This is a genomic window from Bacteroides sp. 3_1_13, assembly GCF_001185845.1.
Classification (GTDB): Bacteria; Bacteroidota; Bacteroidia; order Bacteroidales; family Bacteroidaceae; genus Bacteroides; species Bacteroides xylanisolvens.
Window position 1 is genome coordinate 566,653 of the sequence record NZ_KQ236956.1, and the last position, 14,401, is coordinate 581,053.

The window sequence follows — 14,401 nt, forward strand, 5'->3', positions numbered from 1 at the left end:
TCAGACTGATTTTGGATAACGCCTACAACTTATGGGTATGATACTGCGTATTGCCTCAAGTCGCATAGTGGGGCAAGGGGATATTGTGGGCAGAAGTGGGTATTTCAGCCTCAATTTATCTGCTAATTCAGTGATGAGAGGACGTTTAGACGCAAGAAGGACGCTGAAGAGCTTAGTTGCGGATTTGAGGGTCTTGTTTCTTCCCATTGCACCCGGTAATTTTTATCAATATAGATAAGCCCGAAGTCAATACTTTTTAGAGCTAGTTTCTGCTTCTTCAATGCTTTTTCCAGTTCTTCTTTGGCTGCAACCAATTCTCTTTCATAATTCTTGAGTTGAGTGATCTCCCATCGGGTTGCGAGCAGCCATCTTTTTTCCCCTTCCCATGAAATAATTGATTTTACAGCAATCGTATCATGGGTGATTCCATCGGGAGTGATATATTTTTCTTCTTTGCGGTATACTTTGCCTTCTTGTACGAGTTCTTTGTCGATATTCCGGTATTTTTCTCCTCTTTCTTCTCCGTATATTTCGTAGTCAGTATGTCCGATGGCTTCTTCACTGCTAATGCCGGATTGAGCGGCTGATTCTTTATTCCAGTAATAGTATCGGAAATCATTTGTAATGTCTTTTACGAAGATAGGAAAAGGAAGGTTGTCGAGAATGTCAAAAGAGAAACGGTAGGAATGATTGGTTTTTTTAATCGTTTTTTGTAATTTACGGATTCTATATAATAAGATGCTGATGATAAGGAGTAAAATAATTACCAGTAAATAATTATAACTCCAATATGCTTCACTAATCCAAGAAATTAACAAAATATTGTTTGCCATAAAATGTTTGATATAAATGAGGTTGTAAAGATATGAATTGTTCTCTGAATTATCAAAAGATAATACATAAATATATTGATTTTCAACCTTATATTGTGACAGTGTAATAAAATGTGATGGATAAATGGGGACGTATGGTGTCTTTTATTTCCTGTATGGTATGATATTTTGCTTAATTTTGATTCTTTTTTTAGAGGTAAAATGTATTAAAATATTAAATGATGTCTCATGAACTAAAATCATTTCTAATTTGTTTTAATAACGCTGGAGTATTTTCTATTTTTGTTCACCTAAATTAGTTTTGATAGAGTCAAAATAAAACAATCATTTAATTACGTATGCTGATAACCATTATTATTCTCGTTCTTTCGGCTGTCTTTTTCGTGAACGGCAAGGTTCGTTCGGATATTGTGGCGCTATGTGCGCTGATAGCCTTACTTGTTTTTCAGATATTAACTCCTGACGAGGCACTCTCCGGTTTTTCCAATTCGGTAGTCATTATGATGATCGGATTGTTTGTTGTAGGAGGGGCTATTTTCCAGACGGGACTGGCAAAAATGATTAGTTCCCGAATTCTTAAACTTGCGGGAACCAGTGAGATCCGGTTGTTTCTATTGGTGATGTTGGTGACTTCTGTCATTGGCGCGTTTGTCAGTAACACAGGTACGGTGGCATTGATGCTTCCTATTGTTGTTAGTCTGGCGATGAGTGCCGGCATGAATCCCAGCAGGCTGTTGATGCCGTTGGCTTTTGCAAGTAGTATGGGAGGTATGATGACTCTGATTGGTACTCCGCCGAACCTTGTGATACAGAATACGTTGACTTCCGCCGGACTTGAGCCGCTTTCTTTCTTCTCTTTCCTGCCTGTCGGCATTGTTTGTGTAATTGTCGGTACACTGGTTCTGATGCCGCTTAGTAAATGGTTTCTTTCTAAAAAAGGCCAGAAAGATGATAATAAACGTTCGGGCAAGTCATTGAAACAGTTGGTTAATGAATATGGACTTTCCAGTAATTTGTTTCGTTTACAGGTGATAAAAGATTCAAGGCTTTTGGGGAAGACAATTATTGATCTGGATATTCGCCGTAAATATGGTTTGAATATTATGGAAGTTCGTCGTGGTGATGCATCGCAACATCGTTTTCTAAAAACGATTACTCAAAAGTTTGCTGCACCGGACACGATGTTAGAAGTAGAGGATATTTTGTATGTGACTGGAGACTTTGATAAGGTGCAACTCTTTGCGGAAGATTACCTGTTGGAGATCTTGGGCGACCATGCAACGGAAGAAACAAAAAGTACGACTAATTCGCTTGATTTTTATGATATCGGTATTGCTGAAATAGTATTGATGCCATCTTCTAATTTGATAAACCAGACAATTAAAGCAGCTGGTTTCCGTGATAAGTTTAATGTGAACGTATTGGGGGTTCGTCGTAAAAAGGAATATTTATTGCAAGATTTGGGGAATGAGCGTATTCATAGTGGTGACGTGCTTTTGGTGCAAGGAACATGGAATAATATAGCCCGTCTTAGCAAGGAAGATGCTGATTGGGTTGTTTTGGGACAACCTTTGGCGGAAGCGGCTAAAGTTACGTTAGATTATAAAGCTCCGGTAGCAGCTGCTATTATGGTGTTAATGGTGGCAATGATGGTTTTTGATTTCATTCCGGTAGCTCCGGTTACAGCCGTTATGATAGCGGGTATATTGATGGTGCTTACGGGATGTTTCCGCAATGTGGAAGCGGCTTATAAAACGATCAACTGGGAAAGTATTGTATTGATTGCTGCCATGCTCCCTATGTCTCTGGCATTGGAGAAAACGGGAGCTTCGGAATATATTTCCAATACATTGGTGAACGGTTTGGGATCATATGGACCGATTGCATTGATGGCAGGTATTTATTTTACGACTTCGTTGATGACGATGTTTATTAGTAATACGGCTACCGCTGTTTTGCTTGCTCCGATTGCTTTGCAAAGTGCCATACAGATTGGAGTCAGTCCGGTTCCTTTCCTGTTTGCCGTGACGGTAGGTGCAAGTATGTGTTTTGCTTCTCCGTTCTCTACGCCGCCTAATGCCTTGGTAATGCCTGCAGGACAATATACTTTTATGGATTATGTAAAAGTAGGATTACCGTTGCAGATTATTATGGGAATCGTGATGATTTTTGTATTGCCATTGATTTTCCCCTTTTAGTCTTTGTCTTTTTATGAAGAGTTGCATATTTCCATGCAACTCTTTTTTTTGCTGTATACTATTGAATAAATAGTATTAAAATTTTTATATTCAACGATATAACTAACTGTCATCTAATATAAATAATTAGAGTGAGGCGCTTTAAAAGATGTTAACTGCAAATCGGAAAATGCAATGTAATCTGTATAATGTTTATAAATACAATTATCTTTGTGCGTTCATTGCTGATTATTGATTAGTAGTGATTTATGTTTTTCGCAAATAAAACAAACTAAAGCATTAAAAGATTATGAAACAGAACATTGCAAAAGTATTCACTTTCTCGTTGTTGGCGTCTTCCATCAGTTTTATCAGTTGTGTTGATAATGAGAAAAATCTGTTTGATGCAGATCAACTGAAGCAAATTTACGAAGAAACTTTTCCTGTAAAAAACATCGATCTTGATGGTGATTGGACAGTGTCACGAAGTGTGATAGCGTGTGTGTCAGTTAATGGAGATCAGGGAGTAGATTATAAGATACAAATATTTGATGCCGATCCATTAAGTCCGGGAAGTACAGCAAAACTCTTAGCGGAAGGAACTGTCAATCAAAGTACGACTTTGAATGTGGTGATGGATTGTGCAACAGCGCTTGATAAGGTGTTTGTTGCACGCATAGATGAGCACAAACGCTATCTGGTTCAACCGGTAGCGATTGAAAATGGTACAGTGACAGCGCATTTAGGAGACGCACATTATATATGGATATACAGGAGCACAACGTCTCATGTTGAATACAGGGAATGCTAGTACCCCTCTGACCGATATATACATTCTTGAAGTGAACGTCAAACTTAAGAATACAATATCTGTCCCTAGTGTGACAGATGGCTTAGACTTCTTCATTGCTTATCAGGGGATAGGTCAAAAGAGAACGGAAATCCATTTGACTCATTTTAATTCGGCTACGGCGAATGGCCAATTAGCAGATAATGAAGTGCTCGAAGTAATCAAGGCAGTTAATAATACTTGGGCTCTTTGCGTTCCTGATAAATTTGTTTATCCAACAGAAACAACAGTGATAACGAATGCATATTCTAAATTTGCAGATTGGGCACACGATCAGAGCTCAACCACAGATTGGTATAAGACTGTTAGTAGTGACAAGGTGATTCAGTACTAAACTTTTCGTCATCTCTACACTTTTTACATAAAGTTTTAGAATCCCTGATTATACTGACGATTGTTTGTGTAATCAGGGATTTTGCTATCTCACATGTTTTGTTATTTTTCTCTGTTAGCAAGCAAAAACCTTTAAAATGCTGAAAATTTTGCTTGTTTTGTACAAAAGCACCGTGTTTCTCATTGAAAAGCATCGTTATATTTGTGAAAAACATAAGGATAAAGTAAGCAAAAGATGCGGATAATGTCACCAAAAGCTATGGATAGAGTAAGCAAACCATTGGGATAGTGTCGCTATGTCGTAAATATTGTTAGTATTTTCTACTTTCCTTCCATTGATTTTTCTACTTCGGTCTTTGATAATGATAAATAGAAAAGAATAAAAGGGAACTTTATTAGTATAGATAATATCTTTTTGGTGGTAAAATCTTTGATGATGTATCAAAAAGTGTATATATCGTGCCTGATTATAGAATAACGATTTGAGCAAATTCCTCTACAGTGACAGAAACTCTTTATTCCAATAAAAGGGAGGAAAGAAACGATTCCTGGTAGATTAAGAATTACAAAGTGTCAATGGTGACTTTTTGTAAACTATAGTTTCTATAAGATAGGTTTCATCAATTGTTAAGGCATTTTTTCTCTCTGTTACAATTATATATTTTAATGCTTTGTAACTATGAAGAGACAAAGAATAGTAGCTATGTTGAATAATAGTTGCTTGATGGCATAGCACGATAGAACTTCCGTAATGTACAAATCAAGCGATTTAAGGTTGAATAAACTTAAATCGCTTTTCTCCGCATCACTACTATCTGATCGAACCGCTTTTGTGACGGAGTGCCAACTATAATTTCCTTTGGAGGGAATCGCTTATCGAACTCATTAGCAGCTGATTTATCGACCTGATATATTTCATCTTCTATGTAACGTCCTTTAGCGTTGGCTAAAGCATTATCATATAATTCATAAACATGAAGAGCTGTGGCATACATATTATCTTCGGTGCGAATCCCTAATGTTTCAGCAGGAATGAATCTTTGCCGGAGGTAATAATCCGGATCACCGCAAAGTAAAATGGCACGAAATCCCATATCGAAAGCTCGTTCTTTGGTCAGCGCAATCATTTTTCCTCCAATACCTTTCTGTTGATATTCGGGAAGAACAGAAATAGGCCCCAGACTCAATACTTCATATTGGTTACCGTCATCTGCCATGATAAATGATTTAAGGCAGACCACATTGCCGACAATCTTGCCATTAAGTTCTGCAACAATATCGAGTTCCGGTACAAATTTGGGATGGTTACGCATGATATGGAGCAGATAATGTTCGTCACACCCCGGAGAAAAATGATTCCAAAAGGCTTCCCGTGTGACATTTTCGGTTTCATTATAATCCGAAGGTTGCTCAATTCTAAGTTTTATATCCATCTTATCAAATATATAGTTGCACAAATATAGAGAACAAAATTTGAATATTTACCTCTTTAAGGACGAATCTGTACATTATAGCAAGATGAGACAAAAACTCCCGATACAAAGTTTGAATATACACTAGTATCAGGAGCTTTTTGTATTGATGCATCAAGATTGTAGAGAATTAAACCTTGTTCATATTTTGCGTGTACAGACTATCGATGATACCGTCGGACAGTCCGATGGTAGGAACAATAACATCGGCCCGGTCTGGTTTCAACTTATATTGTTTCATACTGAAAGAGAACTGTTTAAATTTTCTGCAGAAATATCAATGCGAGATGTAATCGTCATAACGATATTATTACGAACTTATTACAATGTTTATTTGTTATTTTTATATATCAGTAGAAACACTTATATTCGCAAAAGTATTGAAACAGACTCGGTTAAAAAATATAGAATTTATGAAAACAATGAATTATTCCCTTATTCGCATTCTCTTTGCACTTGTAATAGGATTGGTGCTCGTTATTTGGCCAAATGCGGCTGCCAGCTATATTGTCATTACAGTTGGTGTTGCCTTTTTGATTCCCGGTGTTATCAGCCTTTTTGGTTATTTCGGCCGGAAAAGACAGGAAGGTGAAGCGGCTCCCCGTTTCCCGATAGAAGGAATCGGCAGTTTGTTATTTGGACTTTGGCTGATTGTGATGCCTGAATTCTTTGCAGATGTTCTGATGTTTTTATTGGGATTTATCCTGATAATGGGAGGAGTGCAACAGATTGCTTCTTTATCGATGGCACGTCGGTGGATGCCCGTTCCGGGAGCGTTTTACCTGGTTCCTTCATTGATTCTTATTGCGGGTATCATCGCTTTGTTTAATCCGACAGGAGCACGTAATACTGCATTTATAATTATTGGTGTGAGTAGTTTGGTTTATTCGCTTACCGAATTAATCAACTGGTTCAAGTTTACCCGTCGTCGTCCGAAGACTCCGGTGGTACATGACGATGATGATATTGAGGATGCAAAGATAATCGAATAAAAAAGAAAAAATAGTAGGTAATGTTGTTATGTCTCTGAAAAAGAGTATCTTTGTGGTATAATAAAAACAAATGTATGAAGCCTGAAAAGAAACAAAGCAAATCTTCTTCTTTCTTTCAAAAAGTATTGGAGGACAAGAAAGCGATAAGGAAATGTATACAGGAGGGTGGAGACTTGAAAAAAATAGCCAAAGAGCGTGACATCAAATTCTCAACTCCCGTATGAATTCTGTAAGGAATCAGATTGGAACTACTCATTTATAACGATAAGCGGTGTAAAATACATCGCTTATTTTGTTGATTACTCTGTATATCACCCGGATTTTGACGAAGTAGGGATATTCCTAAAATAATAAAATTTAAGGCAACTAATTCATTGCGAGTTAGTTGCCTTTTTTGTATCTTTAAGCATTCCCCCCAAAAAACGGTTTGACGGCCAAAACGGGGGTAATTAAAAATAAAAACACATGGTAAAGATACAAAAAATCTCAGAAATCGAACCTTGTTTAGGTTTTACTGAGTTCGATATGCTTAAAAAATATCGTCAAAGTTTTGCAACGAGTGAATTAGGTCGCCTCCATTCTCTGTTCCCTTTCTCGGAACTGGCCCGACAAATGCATTTGAAGTCCTCTCCTTTTGGGCGTAAAAGTTATTTTTCTCCCGAAGGTAAAATAGCCTTGATGGTCTTGAAGTCCTATACCAACTTTTCCGATGCACAACTGATTGAGCATTTAAACGGTAATATTCATTACCAGTTATTTTGTGGTGTTCAGATTGATCCGCTTCATCCACTAACCAATCCTAAAATCGTTAGTGCAATTCGTCAGGAACTAGCGGATCGCCTTGACGTTGAGTCCCTCCAGCTCATTCTTGCCGAGCATTGGACACCTTATCTTGAGAACCTTCATGTCTGTATGACCGATGCCACCTGTTATGAAAGTCATCTGCGTTTCCCTACTGATACCAAACTCTTATGGGAAGGTATTGTATGGCTTCATCGTCATCTGTGCAAACATTGCCAGACCTTGCACATACAACGTCCCCGTAACAAGTATCTTGATGTACGCCGTGCCTATCTTGCTTATAGCAAACTGCGTAAACGCAAGAAATCACAGACTCGTATGATTACACGAAGGTTACTTCAGTTATTGGAAAAGTTACTTGACCAGCTGGAGCTGCTTCATTCATCCTACAGGAACAGGCTTACACTATCCTCTGATTACCAAAGACGTTTCTCGGTCATACAGACAGTCCTTGAGCAAGGGAAGAATTTATTTGCAGGCAAAAAAGTGTCCAACCGTATCGTGAGTATCGACCGGCATTACCTTCGCCCCATTATCAGAGGCAAGGAAACCAAATCCGTTGAATTCGGAGCCAAAGTCAACAATATACAGATAGACGGAATCTCCTTTATAGAACATATCTCCTTTAAGGCTTTTAACGAAGGAGTACGTTTGAAAGACTGTATTCATCTGCAACAACAACTGACCGGGGTTAGGGTTAAGGCGCTTGCGGCGGATTCAATCTATGCCAATAATGCCAACCGGAAATTTTGTACAAAATATCATATAAGTACTTCCTTTAAGCGTAAGGGCAGAGCTGCCAAAGATGAGCCGCTTCGGAAAATCTTACGGTCGGAACTCAGCCGTGAAAGAGCTACCCGCCTGGAAGGAAGTTTTGGAACGCAGAAACAACATTACTCACTGGCCAGGATAAAAGCTAGAAACAGGAAAACGGAAGTACTTTGGATTTTCTTTGGGATACATACAGCCAATGCGGTATGTATGATAGAAAAGGTCGAAAAGAAAAAAAGAAAGGCAGCATAATCTAACTAAAATAACAGGAAAAACAGGAGAGGTTTTAACTTCCCCTAAAAAAGACATGTACATAATGCATGGGTGGGAAGGAAAAAATAAGAATATGTAAACAATATTCTACAAAAAAGATAGAAGACTGGGAGAGTTGAACGAAAAAATCAAGAGAAAAGCTCACGTAAAGCAAAGCTTTTCTCTTGATTTTTTAGAAAGAGGAACATTTACTGAATATCCCGAAGTATATACTTTTAGTTTTGAACCGGAAGAATCAACTCCTCATCCTATTGATCCAAAGATAGCGGCAACAATTGTTACGATCTTACAAGAATTCTTTCAAAGTAAAGAAAGAGCAATGATTCTTGTATGCGATAATATTGATGGAAAAGAAAATAAAAGAAATAGATTGTTTAGTCGGTGGTATACTAATTTTAAAACCAAAGATATTCTAAAATTTGATGCTTCGGCTACTACTGAAGGGTATCAATTATATGTTTCTATCTTGTTAAGTTCTTCCCATCCTCGAAAAGAAAAGTTGATTGCGGCTTTTTATGAGTTAGTTAAAAATGAATTTTATCCTGTTGAATAAAAAAGAAGAGGACTGCTTCACAGCACCCCTCCCCGCAAACTTAAAACAACCAACAAAAGAAATAGATAATTTCATAACGGTGAACTGTGAGTGGTAAACGGTAAATGCGTTGCAGTGCAATTTGTTCACCGTTTATCGTTCACCGTTCTTTTTTTCTATCTCACAAATAACAGTTCCCTGTATTTCGGAAGCGTCCACATCTGGTTGTCAACAATGAGTTCCAACTTATCGATGTGGTAGCGGATTTCTTCCAGTGCCGGAACGATCGTGTCGTGGTAGGCAATGGCTTTTTCCCGTTCGCTTTCTATCTTGTTCGCAACCTTACGAGCTTCAATCATTGCATCTACATGTTCCTTGATGAAGGCTGTGCGGTCGGCAATCTCTTCAATAAGTTCCAGGTTTTTAGCAGACAATTTCGCTGCCTTTTCTGCCGGGAAAAGAGATTGCATCTTATAGACATTATTAATTAAATCCGTTTGATATTGAGTGGCCACCGGAATGATATGGTTCATAGCCAAATCACCCAATACACGCGCCTCGATCTGAATCTTCTTCGTATACGTTTCCCATTTCACTTCGTTGCGGGCTTCCAGTTCTTTCTTTGTCATTACGCCGGTAGCTTCGAACATGGCAATGGTTTCCGGTTTCAGGTAGTTATCGAAGATAACAGGAACACTGGTTTCGCAATCCAGTCCACGACGGGCTGCTTCTTTCTTCCATTCGTCGCTGTAACCATTGCCGTCAAAATGAATCGCTTTACATTCCTTGATATATCCACGGATAATTTCGAGAATGGCAGACACTTTAGGTTCTCCTTTTTCAATCAAAGCATCCACATCTTTCTTAAACTTCACCAATTGGTCTGCTACGGCAGAGTTCAATGCAATCATGGCAGACGCACAGTTTGCCTCGGAACCTACGGCACGGAACTCAAAACGGTTTCCGGTGAAAGCAAAAGGAGAGGTACGGTTACGGTCAGTATTATCAATCAACAATTCGGGAATCTGCGGAATATCCAACTTCATTCCCTGTTTGCCGCTAAGACTAATCAAATCATCTTTCGTACTGTTTTCAATGTGATCCAATACCTGCGACAATTGCTTCCCTAGGAAAGAGGAGATGATGGCAGGAGGTGCCTCATTAGCTCCCAGACGGTGGGCGTTGGTAGCGCTGGAGATAGAAGCTTTCAACAATCCGTTATGATGATAAACTGCCATCAATGTGTTTACGACGAAAGTAACAAAACGCAGGTTATCTTCCGGAGTCTTACCCGGTCCCATTAATAAAATGCCCGTGTCAGTTCCCAGCGACCAGTTGTTGTGTTTGCCCGATCCGTTGACGCCCTTAAAAGGTTTTTCATGAAGCAGTACGCGGAAACCATGACGGCGACTAACCTTACGCATCAATGACATAATCAGCAAGTTATGGTCGTTAGCAAGGTTACACTCTTCAAAGATGGGGGCTAACTCGAACTGGTTCGGGGCAACCTCGTTGTGACGGGTCTTAACAGGAATACCCAGCTTTAACGCTTCAATTTCGAGATCCTTCATGAAAGCGGCTACGCGGGTGGGGATAGCACCGAAGTAGTGGTCCTCCAACTGTTGGTTTTTGGCACTGTCATGTCCCATCAAAGTACGACCGGTCATTAGCAAGTCCGGGCGTGCGGCATACAATCCTTCGTCTACGAGGAAGTATTCCTGTTCCCAGCCCAAGTAAGCAACTACTTTTTTCACTTCCGGGTTGAAGTAACGACATACGTCTACAGCAGCTTTATCTACGGCACGCAATGCTTTCAGCAAGGGAGCTTTATAGTCGAGAGCTTCACCGGTATATGCAATAAACACAGTTGGGATGCAAAGTGTATCATCTACAATGAAAGCAGGTGATGAGGGGTCCCATGCGCTGTAACCACGGGCTTCGAATGTGTTACGGATACCGCCATTCGGGAAAGAAGAAGCATCCGGTTCCTGCTGTACAAGCAGTTTACCAGTAAATTCTTCCATCATACCGCCTTTGCCATCATGTTCAACGAAAGCATCATGTTTTTCAGCTGTGCCTTCGGTCAGCGGTGCGAACCAGTGCGTATAATGAGTAACACCCATTTCAATGGCCCATTTCTTCATGCCGGCAGCTACCTCGTCGGCAATACTGCGATCTAGCGGAGCACCGTTGTCAATGGCGTCAATCAGTGCATTGTATACCTTGCTGGGAAGGTATTTGAACATTTTCTCCTTGTTGAATACATACTTGGCGAAATACTCCGAAGGACGTTCGGCAGGTGTTGCTACCTCAACAGCCTTTTTCTTGAAAGCTGTCTCTACTACTCTGAATCTAAGTTTTGACATAATACCTGATTTGATTTGTTGTTAAATATGTTAGAGTAAATAATTACTTTGTTATGTGGTTCCCGGAAAGGCGATCAAACCTGTCCGGAAGTTTTTTCTGTGATTAGCGGGGTAGTGATTAGTAGTAAGTTGTGCGTAGCTGTCTTTCACTAATCACTAAACCGTTCATCACTAAATTAGTTGTAAGCAGATTCTCCGTGTTCGTAAATATCAAGACCTTCTTCTTCGATACGTGCCGGAACGCGAAGTCCGTGAATCTTATCAAGCGTTTTGAAAATGATGAATCCCATGCCTGCTGCCCATGCACCTACTACCAATGCTCCAAATATTTGTGCACCGAGGAATCCGAAACCGTAGCCATAGAATAAACCTTCACTGGTGGAGAACAAACCTGTAAGAATAGTTCCTAAAAAGCCACAAACACCATGTACAGAAGATGCACCTACCGGATCGTCTATCTTTAACACCTTGTCAATGAAGTCAACGGAGAATATCATTACGACACCACATATTGCACCTATTAAGGCTGCTCCTGCAGGAGATACTGCGTCACATCCTGCTGTGATGCCTACCAGCCCTGCCAAGATACCATTCAGTGTCAATGACAGGGAAGGTTTTCCATATTTCATCCAGCTCACCAACAGAGCGAAGAAACCACCGGCACAAGCAGCCAGATTCGTTGTCAGGAATACGTGGGAGATGGCGATAGCATCGGCTTCGGTTGCTGCTGCCAATTGAGAACCGGGGTTGAATCCGAACCATCCGAACCAAAGAATGAATACGCCTAGTGCGGCAATAGTCAGGCTATGGCCTGGGATAGCTTTTGATTTGCCGTCTTTACCATATTTACCGATACGGGGACCAAGAATGGCAGCACCTACCAAAGCAATCCATCCACCTACAGAGTGAACGACCGTAGAACCGGCAAAGTCATGGAAGGTGGTTCCGAAGAGACTCATCATGAAAGAACCTTCTTCACCGTTCATCAACCAGCCTCCGCCCCATGTCCAGTGACCGGATATCGGATAAATCAGTACACTGATAAAGATGGTGTAGACGATATACATGGAGAATTTTGTGCGTTCTGCCATGGCTCCTGATACAATTGTAGCTGCTGTCGCACAAAATACGGTTTGGAATATGAGGAATCCTTCGGTTGGCAGACCATTATCAATGAAAGAAAGGTCGAAGAAGTGGGGCATTCCGATGAATCCGCCTGCGCCGAACATCAATCCGAAACCGATAAACCAGTATAGTAAAGAGCCGAACATGAAGTCTACAAAGTTCTTCATCAGAATGTTGGCAGTATTTTTCACTCTGGTAAAACCTGCTTCTACTAATGCAAATCCCGGCTGCATGAAGAATACGAGCATTGCTGCAAGCAACATCCATACAGTATTCAATCCAAGAGCTAATTCACCAACCGTATCGGGAGCTGCTGATGCTTCTTCGGCAGGAGCGGTAACGACTTCGGTAATTGTTTCTGTAACTGCTGTAACTGTATCGGCAGCGGCCGTGTTTTGTGCTGACATATCAGTAGTAAAACAGCACAAAATGAATATAGTAGTGGCTATCCACAGCTTTACGAAGCTATGGCTTTTATATTTTGTATCCATAATAGTATAATCTTATTTAACGTTCTTGTTCTGCATTGTAGAGGGCTATGTCACCACGTTCGGCAGTGCGTATGCGGATAGCGTCTTCAATAGGAATGACGAAAATACGTCCGTCACCGATTTCTCCGGTCTGTGCAGCTTTGATGATAGCCTGCACTGTTTTCTCGGTATTCTTGTCGCGCACGACAATAGAGATCAAAATTCGTTCAATGGTGCTGGTGTCATAAACTACGCCACGGTAGATACGTCCTTGCCGTGCTTTTCCAATGCCTCTTACATCGTAATAAGAGAACCATTCGATGTCCGCTTCGAGTAGGGCGTCTTTTACGTCCTCGAATTTGGTTTTACGGATGATAGCTTCAATCTTTTTCATATACCTTAAATATTAGTGTGTTCTGTAAAAGAAAGAGGTATAGGGTAGCGGTAGCCATAGCAGGTTACCATACAACAAACCGATAAAATCTAAACTCTAACTACCTTTTCTAATCCCTATACGCTCTTTGTATTGTAAATTCTCTCTCTTAAAAACTTAGTCCGAAAGCAAAGTAGGCTCCTTCAGTGCGTGGGTTCACTGTTACTTTGGCAAATGTCGGTACGGAGAAGGAATCTGTGATTTTAATCTCCTTGGATGCTCCGAGACTGATGTCTGTTACGCAGAATCCACTGGTATAGCCATTATAAAAAGTTGTTTCCCAGGGAACCATACCTAAATCTACTGTCCAGTCGAGACCTCCCAATTTGAAAGGTGCGCTAAGTGCGAGGTAAGAAGAATAAGCTCTTTTGCCGTTTTCTTTCACACCGTCGGCACCTGCAAAGTTTGTGTACCAGTTGACGGCTAGCGGACCGAAATCATATCCCACTTGTGCTTCAAATACATGTGCTGTAGAATAGGCCCCATATTGGAAATACTTATTGGTTGTATAAATCTCCTTTCCGTATTCATCTACATCCCCTGTATATGTTTTATCAAACCAATAATCCGTTATTGAAACACTAAATCCACCAATTGAATAACCGATAGTTAAGTCAAACTCTTTTGCATCTTTGGATTCAATTCCTACTGATCCCCATGCTCCGAGTGATAAACCTTTGTAAGAGATTCCCAGTGAAGGCTGGACGCTAACTCCGCCTAAATTCTGACCGCGCCAGATGTAACCACTTACCAAATCTGCCCCAACGGAAGCTTCTACCTTATCTTGTGCCATCATTGTAGACGGGACAAGTCCTGACAGTAATAATGCTACTGTTATTACCCCCAATTTGTTGTTAATCGTCGTTTTCATCGTCTTTTTACCTTTAAAAGTTAGAAAAATGTGGATGTACGGTCCATTTGTTATATAGTAGCGCGCAAAATACTATCGTTTTTTATGGATAACTGATTATGG

General features: G+C 40.2%; 12 protein-coding genes and 3 pseudogenes. 8 read left to right on the plus strand and 7 right to left on the minus strand.

The window, feature by feature from the left end; translation table 11 throughout:
- The first annotated feature begins 31 nt into the window (after positions 1-31).
- Positions 32-238: a hypothetical protein gene (locus HMPREF9009_RS26215; protein WP_083444197.1), complete on the plus strand. Its 207-nt coding sequence runs from the start codon at positions 32-34 to the stop codon at positions 236-238.
- On the opposite strand, the pseudogene HMPREF9009_RS14735 reads toward HMPREF9009_RS26215, so the two are convergent.
- Positions 192-833 (minus strand): annotated as a pseudogene (locus HMPREF9009_RS14735) (PAS domain-containing protein); the annotation flags it as partial. The gene HMPREF9009_RS26215 and the pseudogene HMPREF9009_RS14735 overlap by 47 nt on opposite strands.
- 338 nt (positions 834-1,171) lie before the next feature.
- Between HMPREF9009_RS14735 and HMPREF9009_RS14740 the strand changes: the two are divergent.
- The 3 genes and pseudogenes from HMPREF9009_RS14740 to HMPREF9009_RS26470 all read left to right on the plus strand — a co-directional run.
- Complete coding sequence (locus HMPREF9009_RS14740) at positions 1,172-3,031, plus strand: SLC13 family permease (protein ID WP_049702569.1); 1,860 nt, start codon at positions 1,172-1,174, stop codon at positions 3,029-3,031.
- A 289-nt stretch (positions 3,032-3,320) separates the two neighbouring features.
- Positions 3,321-3,821, plus strand: a complete 501-nt coding sequence (locus HMPREF9009_RS26465) for a hypothetical protein (RefSeq protein ID WP_032851507.1) — start codon at positions 3,321-3,323, stop codon at positions 3,819-3,821.
- A pseudogene (locus tag HMPREF9009_RS26470) lies at positions 3,757-4,194 on the plus strand (LruC domain-containing protein); the annotation flags it as partial. The gene HMPREF9009_RS26465 and the pseudogene HMPREF9009_RS26470, both read left to right, overlap by 65 nt.
- Positions 4,195-4,978: 784 nt before the next feature.
- Here the strand turns inward: HMPREF9009_RS26470 and HMPREF9009_RS14755 are convergent.
- Positions 4,979-5,626, minus strand: a complete 648-nt coding sequence (locus HMPREF9009_RS14755; protein ID WP_032811781.1) for a GNAT family N-acetyltransferase — start codon at positions 5,624-5,626, stop codon at positions 4,979-4,981.
- 169 nt (positions 5,627-5,795) lie between these two features.
- Positions 5,796-5,906: pseudogene (locus tag HMPREF9009_RS26415) on the minus strand (Ppx/GppA family phosphatase); the annotation flags it as partial.
- 172 nt (positions 5,907-6,078) lie between these two features.
- Between HMPREF9009_RS26415 and HMPREF9009_RS14760 the strand changes: the two are divergent.
- From HMPREF9009_RS14760 to HMPREF9009_RS14770, 4 genes are all read left to right on the plus strand, one after another.
- The gene (locus HMPREF9009_RS14760; protein ID WP_004315724.1) at positions 6,079-6,657 is read left to right on the plus strand and encodes an HdeD family acid-resistance protein; all 579 of its coding nucleotides are present in this window, start codon (positions 6,079-6,081) and stop codon (positions 6,655-6,657) included.
- A gap of 74 nt (positions 6,658-6,731) precedes the next feature.
- Entirely contained in the window at positions 6,732-6,881 is a 150-nt protein-coding gene (locus HMPREF9009_RS26000; RefSeq protein WP_008022861.1) for a hypothetical protein, read from the plus strand.
- A 241-nt stretch (positions 6,882-7,122) separates the two neighbouring features.
- Positions 7,123-8,481, plus strand: coding sequence for a transposase (locus HMPREF9009_RS14765; RefSeq protein ID WP_008022065.1), 1,359 nt, complete (start codon positions 7,123-7,125; stop codon positions 8,479-8,481).
- A gap of 136 nt (positions 8,482-8,617) precedes the next feature.
- Positions 8,618-9,055 carry a DUF6169 family protein gene (locus tag HMPREF9009_RS14770; RefSeq protein WP_083444198.1) on the plus strand — a complete coding sequence of 146 codons (438 nt, stop codon included), beginning with the start codon at positions 8,618-8,620 and terminating at the stop codon, positions 9,053-9,055.
- A 155-nt stretch (positions 9,056-9,210) separates the two neighbouring features.
- On the opposite strand, the gene HMPREF9009_RS14775 is transcribed toward HMPREF9009_RS14770, so the two are convergent.
- The 4 genes from HMPREF9009_RS14775 to HMPREF9009_RS14790 all read right to left on the minus strand — a co-directional run bounded on the left by HMPREF9009_RS14775 (position 9,211) and on the right by HMPREF9009_RS14790 (position 14,299).
- The gene (locus HMPREF9009_RS14775) at positions 9,211-11,400 is read right to left on the minus strand and encodes a glutamine synthetase III family protein (RefSeq protein ID WP_009040499.1); all 2,190 of its coding nucleotides are present in this window, start codon (positions 11,398-11,400) and stop codon (positions 9,211-9,213) included.
- Positions 11,401-11,576: 176 nt separating this feature from the next.
- Positions 11,577-13,016 (minus strand): ammonium transporter, encoded by a 1,440-nt coding sequence (locus HMPREF9009_RS14780; protein WP_049702571.1) that lies wholly within the window; start codon positions 13,014-13,016, stop codon positions 11,577-11,579.
- A 16-nt stretch (positions 13,017-13,032) separates the two neighbouring features.
- Positions 13,033-13,389, minus strand: a complete 357-nt coding sequence (locus HMPREF9009_RS14785; protein WP_004303701.1) for a P-II family nitrogen regulator — start codon at positions 13,387-13,389, stop codon at positions 13,033-13,035.
- 148 nt (positions 13,390-13,537) lie between these two features.
- Entirely contained in the window at positions 13,538-14,299 is a 762-nt protein-coding gene (locus HMPREF9009_RS14790; RefSeq protein ID WP_049702572.1) for a hypothetical protein, read from the minus strand.
- Positions 14,300-14,401 lie beyond the last annotated feature (102 nt).

Coding starts and splice junctions, on each gene's coding strand:
- HMPREF9009_RS26215 (WP_083444197.1), top strand. CDS start 32: ATGGGTATGATACTGCGTATTGCCTCAAGTCGCATAGTGGGGCAAGGG.
- HMPREF9009_RS14740 (WP_049702569.1), top strand. CDS start 1,172: ATGCTGATAACCATTATTATTCTCGTTCTTTCGGCTGTCTTTTTCGTG.
- HMPREF9009_RS26465 (WP_032851507.1), top strand. CDS start 3,321: ATGAAACAGAACATTGCAAAAGTATTCACTTTCTCGTTGTTGGCGTCT.
- HMPREF9009_RS14755 (WP_032811781.1), bottom strand. CDS start 5,626: ATGGATATAAAACTTAGAATTGAGCAACCTTCGGATTATAATGAAACC.
- HMPREF9009_RS14760 (WP_004315724.1), top strand. CDS start 6,079: ATGAAAACAATGAATTATTCCCTTATTCGCATTCTCTTTGCACTTGTA.
- HMPREF9009_RS26000 (WP_008022861.1), top strand. CDS start 6,732: ATGAAGCCTGAAAAGAAACAAAGCAAATCTTCTTCTTTCTTTCAAAAA.
- HMPREF9009_RS14765 (WP_008022065.1), top strand. CDS start 7,123: ATGGTAAAGATACAAAAAATCTCAGAAATCGAACCTTGTTTAGGTTTT.
- HMPREF9009_RS14775 (WP_009040499.1), bottom strand. CDS start 11,400: ATGTCAAAACTTAGATTCAGAGTAGTAGAGACAGCTTTCAAGAAAAAG.
- HMPREF9009_RS14780 (WP_049702571.1), bottom strand. CDS start 13,016: ATGGATACAAAATATAAAAGCCATAGCTTCGTAAAGCTGTGGATAGCC.
- HMPREF9009_RS14785 (WP_004303701.1), bottom strand. CDS start 13,389: ATGAAAAAGATTGAAGCTATCATCCGTAAAACCAAATTCGAGGACGTA.
- HMPREF9009_RS14790 (WP_049702572.1), bottom strand. CDS start 14,299: ATGAAAACGACGATTAACAACAAATTGGGGGTAATAACAGTAGCATTA.